The 12,382-nt window shown below is 72.9% G+C and carries 8 protein-coding genes and 1 pseudogene; 4 read left to right on the forward strand and 5 right to left on the reverse strand.

The annotated features are described in order from the left end of the window. Positions 1-81: 81 nt before the first annotated feature. Entirely contained in the window at positions 82-2,010 is a 1,929-nt protein-coding gene (locus tag OEIGOIKO_RS12800) for an ABC transporter ATP-binding protein (RefSeq protein WP_246177324.1), read from the forward strand. Further along, positions 2,007-3,998 carry an ABC transporter ATP-binding protein gene (locus tag OEIGOIKO_RS12805; protein ID WP_125054150.1) on the forward strand — a complete coding sequence of 664 codons (1,992 nt, stop codon included), beginning with the start codon at positions 2,007-2,009 and terminating at the stop codon, positions 3,996-3,998. The genes OEIGOIKO_RS12800 and OEIGOIKO_RS12805 overlap by 4 nt, the downstream gene beginning before the upstream one ends. A gap of 135 nt (positions 3,999-4,133) precedes the next feature. Here OEIGOIKO_RS12805 and OEIGOIKO_RS12810 read toward each other — a convergent pair whose 3' ends face one another. Further along, positions 4,134-5,381 carry an FAD-dependent monooxygenase gene (locus OEIGOIKO_RS12810; protein WP_125054151.1) on the reverse strand — a complete coding sequence of 416 codons (1,248 nt, stop codon included), beginning with the start codon at positions 5,379-5,381 and terminating at the stop codon, positions 4,134-4,136. A 78-nt stretch (positions 5,382-5,459) separates the two neighbouring features. Here OEIGOIKO_RS12810 and OEIGOIKO_RS12815 point away from each other — a divergent pair, with 78 nt between their 5' ends. Next, positions 5,460-6,068, forward strand: a complete 609-nt coding sequence (locus OEIGOIKO_RS12815) for a TetR/AcrR family transcriptional regulator C-terminal domain-containing protein (protein WP_170252031.1) — start codon at positions 5,460-5,462, stop codon at positions 6,066-6,068. On the opposite strand, the pseudogene OEIGOIKO_RS12820 reads toward OEIGOIKO_RS12815, so the two are convergent. The 4 genes and pseudogenes from OEIGOIKO_RS12820 to OEIGOIKO_RS12835 form a co-directional block, all read right to left on the reverse strand. Then, positions 6,059-6,658: pseudogene (locus tag OEIGOIKO_RS12820) on the reverse strand (Rossmann-fold NAD(P)-binding domain-containing protein); the annotation flags it as partial. The gene OEIGOIKO_RS12815 and the pseudogene OEIGOIKO_RS12820 sit on opposite strands and share 10 nt — an antisense overlap. Before the next feature lie 63 nt (positions 6,659-6,721). Further along, complete coding sequence (locus OEIGOIKO_RS12825) at positions 6,722-7,828, reverse strand: NAD(P)/FAD-dependent oxidoreductase (RefSeq protein WP_125054153.1); 1,107 nt, start codon at positions 7,826-7,828, stop codon at positions 6,722-6,724. A gap of 54 nt (positions 7,829-7,882) precedes the next feature. Then, positions 7,883-8,773, reverse strand: coding sequence for an RNA polymerase sigma-70 factor (locus OEIGOIKO_RS12830; RefSeq protein WP_125054154.1), 891 nt, complete (start codon positions 8,771-8,773; stop codon positions 7,883-7,885). Between the two features lie 65 nt (positions 8,774-8,838). Continuing rightward, the gene (locus tag OEIGOIKO_RS12835) at positions 8,839-9,345 is read right to left on the reverse strand and encodes a DinB family protein (RefSeq protein WP_125054155.1); all 507 of its coding nucleotides are present in this window, start codon (positions 9,343-9,345) and stop codon (positions 8,839-8,841) included. Between the two features lie 567 nt (positions 9,346-9,912). Here OEIGOIKO_RS12835 and OEIGOIKO_RS12840 point away from each other — a divergent pair. Next, complete coding sequence (locus OEIGOIKO_RS12840; RefSeq protein WP_125054156.1) at positions 9,913-12,180, forward strand: M4 family metallopeptidase; 2,268 nt, start codon at positions 9,913-9,915, stop codon at positions 12,178-12,180. The last annotated feature ends 202 nt before the right edge of the window (positions 12,181-12,382 follow it).

A 12,382-nucleotide genomic window follows, 5' to 3' on the forward strand; every position in this document is an offset into this window, starting at 1 on the left:
CCTCCGCTTCCCCAACTGCCGCGCGGGTCAGGGCGAAAACCCGGTGAGTGATGTCAGTGGCGGGACGTACTCTCGGTACCGATGGCCGATACAGCGAAGGTGACACGACAGCAGCAGCCCGGCAGACCCGCTACCGACCCCGACCCCGACCCCGGACCCGGCCCCGCTGTCGGGCCCGGACCCGACTCCGCCGGCCGGCCACGCCCACCGGCCCGGCGCTCCGCCGTGCGCTCCCTGCTGCGGCTGTGGCCCTTCGTACGGCCGGTGCGGGCGCGGCTGTTCACGGCGGCGTTCGTGGCGGTGCTCGCGTCCTGCATCGGGCTGGTCATCCCCCTGGTCCTCAAATGGCTGGTGGACGGGCCGATCGCCGACCGGGACCCGGGCGGGGCCTGGCTGGGCGGCGGGTACCTGCTCCTGCTCGGCCTCGCGGAGGCGGGCCTGTTCGGGCTGCGGCGCTGGCTGGTCGCGCGGCCGCTGGCGCGCGTCGAGGCCACGATGCGCGACAGCCTGTACCGGCACGTGCAGCGGCTGCCGGTCGCCTTCCACGACCGCTGGGCCTCCGGGCAGCTGCTGTCCCGGGGCACCACCGACCTGCAACTGCTGCGCCTCTTCCTGGCCTTCCCGCTGACGTTCCTGATCGTCAACGCCACCACGATCCTGGTGGGCTGCGTGATCCTGCTGGTGCAGCGGTGGTCGCTGGGGCTGGTGCTGCTGGCGCCCATCGTGCCGCTGATCGTGCTGTGCTCGGTCTTCGAGGCGAAGTACGCGGTGGCCGCGCGGCGGGCCCAGGACCAGGTCGGCGACGTGACCACGGTCGTCGAGGAGTCGGTCCTCGGCATCCGGATCGTCAAGGGGTTCGGGCGGCACCGCAGCCAGGCCCGCGCCTTCCGGGAGCTGACGGCCCGGCTGCGCACCACCGAGCTGCGCAAGGCCCGGCTGCTGGCCGCCCTGTGGGCCTGCATCATGGCGCTGCCGGAGCTGGCCCTCGGTGCGGCGCTGGTGCTCGGCACGGTCCAGGTGGCCGACGGGGACCTGTCGGCCGGCACCCTCGTCGCGTTCCTGTCCACGGCCCTGGCCCTGATGTGGCCGGTGGAGTCGATCGGCTTCCTGCTCGCCATGAGCAACGACGCGGCGGCCGCCACCGACCGGTACTTCGAAGTCCTGGACGAGCCGGTGGCGGACCGGGACGACGCCCGGAAGGCGGCGGAGCAGACGCCCGTCACCGGCCCCGGCGCCACCGGCCTCGCGTTCCACGGCGTCACCTTCCGCCACCCGGACGCCCCCGCCGACGCCCCGCCCGTTCTCCAAGGCATCGACCTGCACATCCGCCCCGGCGAGACGATGGCCCTGGTCGGCGCGACCGGCAGCGGCAAGACCACCCTCACCGCGCTCGTCCCCCGGCTGCACGACGCGACCGGCGGCCGCATCACCCTCGACGGCACGGACATCACGGCGCTGCCCCGCGACGAACTGCGCGCCCGGGTCGCGGTGGCCTTCGAGGAGCCGACCCTGTTCTCCGCGACCGTCGCGGAGAACGTCCTGATGGGCGGGGAAGGCGCCGGCCCCGACGACCTCCGGCGGGCGCTGCGCGTCGCCCAGGCCGACGGGTTCGTGGACGCGCTCCCCGACGGCCCGGACACCGAGGTCGGTGAACAGGGGCTGAGCCTGTCCGGCGGCCAGCGGCAGCGGCTCGCGCTGGCCCGCGCGGTGGTCGGCCGGCCCCGCTTCCTGGTCCTGGACGATCCGCTGTCCGCGCTGGACGTCCATACGGAGGCGCTGGTCGAAGCGGCGCTGCGGGAGGTACTGGCGACCACCACCGCCCTGGTCGTCGCCCACCGTCCGTCCACGGTCCTGCTCGCCGACCGGGTGGCGCTGCTGTCCGGCGGCCGGATAGCCGCCGTCGGCAGCCACCACGAGCTGCTGCGCGAGAACGCCGAGTACGCGGCGCTGATGTCCGGCACGGCGGACGGCGCGGGCACCGCCCGGCACGAAGGGGAGAGCGTGCGATGACCACGAGCACCGGTACGGGCAAGGCCACGGACGACGCCCCGGACGGCGGCGACAGCACGTCCCGCCGGCCGTCCCCTCCCCCGGCCGCCCCCGCCACCCCGGGACCCGCCCCCGGCGCCTCGCCGGACACGCCCCCCGACACCACCTCTGACCCCACCCCCGACGCCTTCGCCCAGGATTTCCTGCCCACCGCCAAGGGCGCCTCGCGCAGCCTGCTGGGCTCGTTGCTGCGCCCGCACACGCGCGCCGCCTGGGCGGCGGCTGTCCTCCTCCTGCTCCAGCAGGCCGCCGTGCAGGCCGGTCCGCTGCTGGTCGCCTTCGCCATCGACCACGCCGTCCCGGCCCTGCGGGCGGGCGACCACGGCCCGCTGATCGCCGTGGCGGCGGCCTACCTGCTCTGCGCGTCGGCGGCCGGCGGGCTCCAGTACGTCTTCGTCCGGGTCTCCGCGCGGATCAGCCAGGACGTCCTGCTCGACCTGCGGGGCCGGATCTTCCGGCACGGCCAGGCGCTGAGCCTGGACTTCCACGAGCGCTACACCTCGGGCCGGCTGATCTCCCGCGCGACCACCGACGTGGAGGCGCTGCGCGAGCTGCTGAACGAGGGCCTCCAGGAGCTGATATCCATCGTCCTGGCCACGGTCTACATCACGGCGACGCTGCTCTATCTCGACTGGGGCCTGGGAGCCGCCGCCGTCGCCACCGCCGGGCCGCTCTATCTGCTCGTCCGCTCCTTCCAGCGCCGTTCCCAGCGTGTCTACAGCGTGAAGTCGTCGGCGATGGCCGCCGTCATCGTGAAGTTCGCGGAGACGATCAACGGCATCCGCCCGGTGCAGGCGTTCCGGCGCGAGCGGCCCAACGACGTGGCGTTCGCCCGCCTGAACGGCCGTCACGAGCGCACCAACGGCGACGCCGTACTGGAGATGGCCCGGTACGTCGTCTCCTCGCGCCTGGTGGCCAACGTCGCGGTGGCCGCGCTGGTCCTGTGGGGCGCGTACCGGGTGGCCTCGGGCAGCCTGGCGCTGGGGGTGCTGGCGGCCGCGGTGCTCTACCTCCGCCGCCTGTACGACCCGATCGACCGCCTCGGCATGTTCCTCAACTCCTACCAGTCCGCCGCCGCTTCGCTGGAGAAGATCGCCGGGCTGCTCGCCCAGCGCCCGAGCGTCCCGGAGCCCACCACTGCGCTGCCACTGCCGGACCGGCCCGGCGCGCTGCCGGGCCGCGAGGTCACCTTCGACGGCGTACGGTTCGCCTACCGCACCGGCGGCGAGGTGCTGCCGCGCTTCGACCTGACCCTCGCCGCGGGCCGTACGGTCGCCGTCGTCGGCTCCACCGGCGCCGGCAAGTCCACCCTGGCCAAGCTGCTGGCCCGGTTCTACGACCCCTCTTCCGGCTCGTCACCCCGCCCGGGTACGGAAGACTCCCGTACCGGCAGCGTCCGCGTCGACGGCGTCGACCTGCGCGACCTGTCCACCGCCGACCTGCGCCGCGCGGTGGTCATGGTCACCCAGGAGGCGTTCCTGTTCTCCGGCACGGTCGCCGAGAACATCGCCATCGGCCGCCCCGACGCCACCCGCGAGGAGGTGGAACGGGCCGCGCGGGCCATCGGCGCCCACGACTTCATCGCTGCCCTGCCCGACGGGTACGACACCGACGTACGCAAGCGCGGCGGCCGGATCTCCGCCGGGCAGCGCCAGCTCGTCGCCTTCGCCCGCGCCCTGCTCGCCGACCCGGGGGTACTGATCCTCGACGAGGCGACCAGCTCCCTCGACATCCCCGGCGAACGCGCGGTCCAGCGCGCCATGGAAACGGTCCTGCGCGGCCGGACGGCGGTGGTCATCGCCCACCGCCTGTCCACGGTCGAGACGGCCGACCGGGTCCTGGTGATGGACGCGGGCCGCATCGTCGAGGACGGCACTCCCGCCGAACTGATCGCCGCCCGCGGCCGCTTCGCGGAGCTGCACCGGGCGTGGCGGGAGAGCGTGGGGTGAGGCGCGGACGCGGGCCGGCTTCCGCGGTTCCGCGAGCACGTGCGCGAGATCACGGCCACTTCGGCGGTTTCCCGAGCCCGTTCGCGAGATCACGAGCACGTTCGCGGTCTCACGGGCACCGGTCGCGCAGGCCCGTCACGCGGCGTACGCGTCCGCGTAGTCCGGCAGCTTCCAGTCGCCTCCGCGGTCCTTCTTGGAGAACCGCGCGACCAGGTCGGGAATGCGGAAGAAGCAGGCCAGTGCGGTGGCGTTCTGGAAGGCGCTGATGGCGTGCCTGCTCATGGGCAGGCCCACGCGCAGGACGCGCGGGTCGACCTCGGCCTGGATCGCGTCGACGAAGGGCCGCAGGACGCGGTCGTAGTGCGCCAGCGCGGTGGGCAGGTCACCGGCGTGCCGGTTGATCTCGCCGGCCAGGACACAGGCGCCGGCCAGGCCGCCGGAGACGCCCATGCCGCTGTAGGGGGACGCGCAGTGCGCGGCGTCGCCGGCCAGGACCACGCGGCCCTTGGACCAGGTGTCGGTGCGCACCTGCGCGATCTCCTGGGAGTAGAAGAAGGGGCTGTCCTTCATGCCTGCGACGAAGCGCCCGGTCTGCCAGCCGGCGTCGTGGAACCGGTCGGCCCAGAACTTCTGCTGCCGCTCGACGGGCGCGCGGTGGATCGCGGTGGCCTCCGCCGACTCCTCGCGCAGCACGAAGTACACCTGGGTCTCGGTGGCGTTGTGGCTGCGCCGCATGATCTGGCGGCCGCCCGGGACCATGCAGGTGTCGCGGACGCGGGTGTCGGAGGCGGTGCGCGGGACGAACCAGTAGGCCATGTGGATGCCGAGGCGCCGGTACGGGTCGAAGCCCTCCGGCAGGAGCGCCCGCCGGATGCGTGACCCCTGTCCGTCCGCGCCGATCAGCAGGTCGTACGCGCCGGAGGTGCCGTCCGAGAAGTGGGCGGTGACACGGTGCTCGTCCTGGTCGAAGCCGTCGACGCGCTTGCCGAAGACGTACTCGGTGCCGTCCTCGGCCGCGTCGTGGAGGATGCGGACGAGGTCGCCGCGCATGATCTCGTACTCCGAGGTGAGGGTCTGCCGCCCCTTGCCGGAGGTGTTGGCCATGATCGTGGCCTTCGGCTTCCCGCGGGAGTCGACGAAGGCCACACCCGCCTCGTCCACCAGCCGGCCGCGCACGGTCTCCAGCAGCCCCATGCGCTCGATCGCCTCGATGCCCTGCCCGCGCAGGTCGACCTGGGCGCCCGAGGCGCGCAGCGCCGGGAACCGCTCCGCGACCGTCACCTGGTGACCACCGCGGGTGAGCCAGAAGGCCAGCGCCTGCCCGGCGATCCCGCCACCGGCGACGAGAATCCGCAGCGAACGCTTCGTGAGCTGGTCCGGCATGACACCCACCCCAAAATCTATCGGTGATTGATTTTCCTCAGAGTCTTCTATCAGCGATAGATTGTCAAGGTGACCAAGATGAACCGCGCGACCGTCGTCACCGAGGCGCTGGAGCTGCTCGACGAAGTGGGCCTGGACACCGTGAGCACCCGGCGGCTGGCCCAACGGCTCGGCGTCGAACAGCCGTCGCTCTACTACCACTTCCGGACCAAGAAGGATCTCCTGGCGGCCATGGCGGAGGCCGCCATGGCCCCGCACGCCACCGCACCGCTGCCGTCATCCGGGGACGACTGGCGCGAGTGGTTCCTGGAGAACTCGCGCAGCTTCCGGCGCACGCTGCTGCGGCGCCGCGACGGCGCGCGCCTGCACGCCGGCAGCACCCCGACGGGCGACCTCGACCGGATCCGCCGCAAGCTGGCCTTCCTCGTCGCCTCCGGCGTGCCCGAGAAGGACGCGCAGCTGGCGATGCTGGCCGCCGGCCGGTACACGGTCGGCTGCGTACTGGAGGAGCAGGCGGACGCGGGCCCGCAGGAAGACCTGCCGGCCGACGTCCCGGTCCTCGACCACGAGGCGGCGTTCGAGGCGGGCCTCGCCCTCATCCTCGGCGGCCTCGTGCAGCACACCGCTCCGGCCGGCACCGGCAGCGGCAGCGGCAGCGGCAGCGGCAGCGGCAGCGTTCAGCAGTAGTCGTGCTCGGGCCGCTGCGCGAAGTCGGGCCGGGTGAGGGCCGAGTGGGCCGGCCGTCCCTCCGTGGCGGGCCTGGTGGCGAGGCCGCGCAGCATGGTGTTGCGCTGTTCCAGGGCCCGGGCGGTGGTCGGGACGAGGGTGGCGCCGCCGTGCCCGGCCTGCGCCTGGTTCAGGGCCACGAACGCACGGGAGCAGTGTTCGTAGGCGGCGAAGCCCGCGGTGCGGTCGCGGCCGGCCGGGGAACCGGCGAGCGGGCAGGCGCCGACGAGCGCGAGGCTGGTGCCCTGTCCGGTGAGGAACGAGGGCGCGGACGCGGTGTCGCCGACCAGCGCGGCCCGGCCGCTGGACCAGCGGGGCATACGGATCTGGCCGGCCCCGTCGAAGAACAGGCCGTCCGCCTCGCGCAGGGCGGCCAGCATGCCCGGGACCTCCCGTCCGGCGGTCTCGCGGGTGAGCCCGAAGGTGTTGCGCATGGTGAACACGGCGAAGCAGTAGCCGAGATACCGGTAGAACTGCTCTTCGGGGCCGAACAGCAAGGCGCGGGTACGTGAGTGCAGACCGTCCGCGCCGAGCACCATGTCGAACGTACGGACGGTCTACGACTACTTCGGTGACCAGCGGACGCTGCTGCGGTCCGTCGTCGGCCCGCCGCCTCACCGGCGCAGCGCCAGCACCGTCCCCCGTGTGACGGCCTCCTTGAAGCGCGCCGAGGCGCGGCCGGTGAGGAGGGCGGGCACCGGGCTGTCGTCGGCGCGGGTGAACTGGGTGAGGCCGTCGTGGCGGCCGAGGCTGATGTTCTGCCAGACGTAGTGGAGCCGGAGCGGCCCGGGGGTGCGGCCGGTGAGGGCGGCGGCGACGTTGCGGGCGGCCCGGGCGCCCATCGGCAGGCCCGTCTGGCAGGACATCCGGGAGGCGGAGCCGTCGGGCCCGTACGCCGCCACCGCGTCGCCCGCCGCGAAGACCTCCGGGTGGGAGAGCGAGCGCAGGTCCGGGCCGACGGTGATCAGGCCGCGGCCGTCGACGGCGAGCCCGGACTCGCGCGCCAGCCCGGGTACGCGGAAGCCGGCCGCCCAGACGACCGCGTCGGCCGGCATCCCACCGCCGTCGGCGAGGACCAGGCCGTCCGCGGTGACCTCGCCGACGCGGGTGTGCTCGTGGAGTGTGACGCCGTGCCGCCGCAGGGCGCCGCGGAGGTAGCGCCGGCCGCGTTCGGAAAGTCCGGGGCCGGCCTCGCCCTGGGTGACCAGGTGCACGGTGCGTCCCGGACGGGCCTCGGCCAGCTCGGTGGCCGCCTCGATGCCGGTCAGGCCGCCTCCGACGACGGCCAGCGGGCCGCGGGTGTGCTGGGTGCGGGCGTGCAGGAGGACCGCGTCCTGGTGGGTGGCCACGGCGGAGGCGTGCGTGGCGGCTCCGGGTACGGCGGTGGTGTCGGCCGTGCTGCCCAGCGCGTACACGAGGGTGTCGTAGGTGAGGACGTGCGGCGCTGCGTCGATCCGGACGGTACGGGCTGCGGCGTCTACGGCGGTCACCCGGGCGACGGCCAGCTGGATGCCCGTACCGGCGAGGAGCGTGCGCAGGGGGAGGTCCCGGAGCTGCTGGCCCGCGGCGAGCTGGTGCAGCCGGACCCGCTCGACGAACCGGTCCGACGCGTTGACCAGGGTGATGCGTACGCCGCCGTGGCGCCGCAGCCTGCGGGCGGCGCCCTTCGCCGCGACCAGTCCGGCGTACCCGGCTCCCAGAACCACGAGGTGATGAGTCATGCCTTCTGAACCGGCGGGCGGGCGGGTCCGTGACAACCCGGGCTGTGAGGCGGGTCACGCGAGCTGAGCGGCGGCGAAGGCGAGCTTGTCCGGGTTGACGATCGTCCGTACCGCGCCGACCCGCCCCTCGTGGACCTCCGGCACGACGACGGCCAGCAGCGTCCCGTCCAGAAGGGCGAGCAGCGCCGGTTCGCCGTTGACCTCGGCCGGTACGAACGCCGCTGCCGCCGCCTCCGGCCGCGAGCCCAGGCCGAGCAGGTAGCGGAGCACCTTCGCGCGCCCGGTGACCGGCCGGCGCGCGGCGGTGACCCGGCCGCCGCCGTCGGCCCAGGCGGTCACCTCGTCGGCCAGCAGCCGTTCGAGTCCGGCCAGGTCGCCGTCGAACGTGGCGGCGAAGAAGCGCTCGACGATCTCCCGGTGCCGGGTGTCGTCCACGGCGAAGTTCCGGCGCGGGCGGTCGAGCCGTTCGCGGGCCCGGCGGTGCAGTTGCCGGGCGTGCGCCTCCTCGACGCCGATGACCTCGGCGGCCTCGCGGTGGCTGTGGCCGAACGCCTCCCGCAGGACGAAGACGGCGCGTTCGGCCGGGGTGAGCCGTTCCATCAGGGTGAGCAGGGCGAGCGAGACGGTCTCGCGCTGCTCGGCGGTCTCCAGCGGGCCGAGCGGACCGTCGGCGGTGCGGGTCAGCACCGGCTCGGGGAGCCAGGGCCCGACGTACAGCTCCCGCCGGGCGCGGGCGGAGGTGAGCCGGTTGATGCAGAGATTCGTCATGACCTTGGTCAGCCAGGCGGCCGGGGTACGGACGGCGGACCGGTCGGCCGCGCTCCAGCGCAGGTAGGTGTCCTGCACGGCGTCCTCGGCCTCGCTCGCCGAACCGAGCATCCGGTACGCGAGCGAGAAGAGCCGGGGACGGTGCGACTCGAACTCTGCGGCGGCTTCCGTGGTCATGACCGCAGCATGTCAGGACAGGGGCGGGAGGCCACCGGGAGGGCCCGGGGGCGGCGCCTCTCCCCTCAGGGGCCCACCACCCCGTCGATGCCCTCGCGCAGGAAGTCGGCGTGCCCGTTGTGGCGGGCGTATTCGAGGATGACGTGGAGCATCACGACGCGGAGGGACACGTCGGTGCCCCAGCGGGGCGCGTGGACGGTGACGTCCAGGGAGGGGGCCGCGCGCTCGATGCGGCGGGCGTGGTCGACCTCGGTCTGCCAGGCGGTGAACGCGTCCTCGCGGGTGGTCGTGCCGGGATCGTACGCCGCCTGGAAGTCGCCGTCCGGTGACCAGACCAGGGGGACGTCCTGCTGGTCGATCACCCGCCGGAACCAGGTGCGTTCCACTTCCGCGAGATGCCGTACCAGGCCGAGCAGGCTCAGTGCGGACGGCGGCATGGACCGGCTGCGCAGGTCCTCGTCGGACAGGCCGTCGCACTTCATGGCGAGCGTGGCGCGGTGGAAGTCGAGGTAGGCGCGGAGGGTTTCGCGTTCGGACCCGCGCATCGGCGGAGCGGTTCGTTCGGTGGGCATCTGCTGTCCTTTCGACCGCCCGATCATGCCGGGCGCGCCGTGCCGCCGCACGCGCATTCCGCTCCGGCCCCTTCCACCGCGATCTGTTCGGGTGGCCGAAGACGGCGCTTCGCCGCCGCGGCGGCGGACGGACGGTGTGTCGAACGTGTATGCGCCCAGGGCGCGCGGCCCGGACTGCCTGTCGGTCCGTGGTGCGAGGGGGCTGCCGTGCGGGGAGGGGCCGGCGGGGATCGACGTACCGTCACGTCCTGTATACGGACCCGATCCCCCGCTCTACGGACGTTTTCCGGCCAACTATTGACCGGCCACTGACAACAACGGTCCTCGGATGGCACTCTTCCCCGCATCCGTTACGCGGAGCCCCACAGTGCACCACTCCGCGCCCACGGCCCGTTCGACGCTCGCTGCCCGACACGCCCGACGCTCGAAGGCCCGGACCACCCGCACCTGGTGCCTCCCCCCACACGTTCCACGTGTTCTGCCTCGCTCTGCCCGGACGGTCACTCCGCCGCCCGGTCCCCCTCGGCCGCCCACCCACCGGTCGCGGCCACCGCAGAAGGAGTCAGTGTGAGACGCACCCCCCATAGGCGCGCCGTCGCGACCGGCGCCGTGGTCGCCATGGCCGCGATGCTGACCGTGACCGTGCAGGCAGGCGCCGGGACGGCCGCCGCCCCCCGGCCCGGCCAGGTCACCGCGCAGCCCGACCCTGGCGCGCTGCCCGCCAAGTTGACTCCGGCGCAGCGTGCGGAACTGCTGCGGGAGGCCAGGGCCACCACCGCCGAGACCGCGAAGCAGCTCAAGCTCGGTCCCAAGGAGAAGCTGGTCGTCAAGGACGTCCTCAAGGACGTCAACGGCAGTGTGCACACCCGCTACGAGCGCACCTACGCGGGACTGCCGGTGCTCGGCGGCGGCCTGGTCGTCCACGAGGCGCCCAACGGCAAGCTGCGCGGCGTCACCAAGGCGGTACGGTCGCAGCTCGACGTGCCGACCACCACCGCGAAGCTCGCCCCGGCCGCCGCGGAGGACAAGGCGCTCAAGGCGTCGAAGGCACAGGGCGCGAAGAAGTCGGACGCCCGGGAGCCGCGCAAGGTGATCTGGGTCGCCGACGGCAAGCCGACTCTGGCGTACGAGACGGTCGTCGGCGGCGTCCAGGACGACGGCACCACGCCCAGCGAGCTGCACGTGATCACCAACGCGACCACCGGCGAGAAGCTGTCCGAGTGGCAGGGTGTCCAGGAGGGCACCGGCAACAGCATGTACAGCGGCCAGGTCACCCTGGGCACCGCTCCCTCGTACACGCTGACCGACACCACCCGCGGCAACCACAAGACCTACAACCTCAACCGCGGCACCTCCGGCACCGGGACGCTGTTCTCCGACCCGGACGACGTGTGGGGCGACGGCACCCCGCAGAACGCCCAGACCGCAGGCGTGGACGCGCACTACGGCGCGGCGCTGACCTGGGACTACTACAAGAACGTGCACGGCCGCAGCGGCATCAGGGGCGACGGTGTCGGCGCGTACAGCCGGGTGCACTACGGCAACAACTACGTCAACGCCTTCTGGCAGGACAGCTGCTTCTGCATGACGTACGGAGACGGCAGCGGCAACGTCAAGCCGCTGACCTCCATCGACGTGGCGGCCCACGAGATGACCCACGGCGTCACCTCGGCCACCGCCAACCTCACCTACAGCGGCGAGCCGGGCGGTCTGAACGAGGGCACCTCGGACATCTTCGCCACCGCCGTCGAGTTCAACGCCAACAACCCCAACGACGTCGGTGACTACCTCATCGGCGAGGAAATCGACATCAACGGCAACGGCACGCCGCTGCGTTACATGGACAAGCCCAGCAAGGACGGCCGGTCCAAGGACTACTGGTACTCCGGCATCGGCGGCATCGACGTCCACTACTCGTCCGGTGTGGCCAACCACTTCTTCTACCTGCTGGCCGAGGGCAGCGGGCCCAAGGACATCAACGGCGTCCACTACGACAGCCCGACCTACGACAACCTGCCGGTGCCCGGCATCGGCCGGTCCAACGCCGAGAAGATCTGGTTCTCCGCGCTGACCAAGTACATGAGCGCGAACACCAACTACGCGGCCGCCCGTACCGCGACGCTGTCCGCCGCGGCCGAGCTGTTCGGCCAGGGCAGCGCCACGTACAACACGGTCGCCAACACCTGGGCGGCGGTCAACGTCGGCCAGCGCGTGCCGGACACCGGCGTCAGCGTGACCAACCCGGGCAACCAGACCAGCACCGTCGGCCAGCCCGCCAGCCTGCAGATCAAGGCCACCAGCGGCAACGCGGGCGCGCTGAAGTACGCGGCCACCGGGCTGCCGGCCGGGCTGAGCATCAACCCGGACTCCGGGCTGATCTCGGGCACCCCGACCACCGAGGGCACCAGCAACGTGACGGTCACCGTCACCGACTCCGCCAACAAGACCGGCACCACGAGCTTCACCTGGACCGTGAAGCCGGGCAGCGGCGGTGACGTCTTCGAGAACCTCGACGACGTGCAGATCCCGGACGCGGGCAGCGCGGTCAACTCGCCCGTCAAGGTGACGCGGACGGGCAACGCGCCGAGCGCCCTGAAGGTGGACGTGGACATCGTGCACACCTACCGCGGCGACCTGGTGATCGACCTGGTGGCCCCGGACGGCACGGCGTACCGGCTGAAGAACTCCAACGCGGCCGACTCGGCGGCGAACGTCAAGGCCTCGTACACCGTCAACGCCTCCTCGGAGGCGGCCGAGGGCACCTGGAACCTGCGGGTCCGGGACGTCTACCAGCAGGACACCGGCTACATCAACAGCTGGAAGCTGACCTTCTAGAGCTGACGGCTGACGGCGGGCCGCGCGCGGGCCGACCGTCGTGGCCGGCCGCTCAGTTACCGCACCCCGTTCGACCGGGCGTCGCTCCCACCAGGAGCGACGCCCGCTTCTTTGCGTGCAGCTCCGGCATACGAACAGTGATGTTCGCTCTACGGACGATTTCACGCCAACTTCCGGGCCCCCTCCTGACATGCACGCGTTC

The sequence above is a fragment of the Streptomyces paromomycinus genome (assembly GCF_003865155.1).
Taxonomy (GTDB): domain Bacteria; phylum Actinomycetota; class Actinomycetes; order Streptomycetales; family Streptomycetaceae; genus Streptomyces; species Streptomyces chrestomyceticus.

What these genes read in the sequence shown, in the direction of transcription:
- OEIGOIKO_RS12800 (WP_246177324.1), top strand. Translation starts at nt 82, where the DNA reads ATGGCCGATACAGCGAAGGTGACACGACAGCAGCAGCCCGGCAGACCC.
- OEIGOIKO_RS12805 (WP_125054150.1), top strand. Translation starts at nt 2,007, where the DNA reads ATGACCACGAGCACCGGTACGGGCAAGGCCACGGACGACGCCCCGGAC.
- OEIGOIKO_RS12810 (WP_125054151.1), bottom strand. Translation starts at nt 5,381, where the DNA reads ATGCCGGACCAGCTCACGAAGCGTTCGCTGCGGATTCTCGTCGCCGGT.
- OEIGOIKO_RS12815 (WP_170252031.1), top strand. Translation starts at nt 5,460, where the DNA reads ATGAACCGCGCGACCGTCGTCACCGAGGCGCTGGAGCTGCTCGACGAA.
- OEIGOIKO_RS12825 (WP_125054153.1), bottom strand. Translation starts at nt 7,828, where the DNA reads ATGACTCATCACCTCGTGGTTCTGGGAGCCGGGTACGCCGGACTGGTC.
- OEIGOIKO_RS12830 (WP_125054154.1), bottom strand. Translation starts at nt 8,773, where the DNA reads ATGACCACGGAAGCCGCCGCAGAGTTCGAGTCGCACCGTCCCCGGCTC.
- OEIGOIKO_RS12835 (WP_125054155.1), bottom strand. Translation starts at nt 9,345, where the DNA reads ATGCCCACCGAACGAACCGCTCCGCCGATGCGCGGGTCCGAACGCGAA.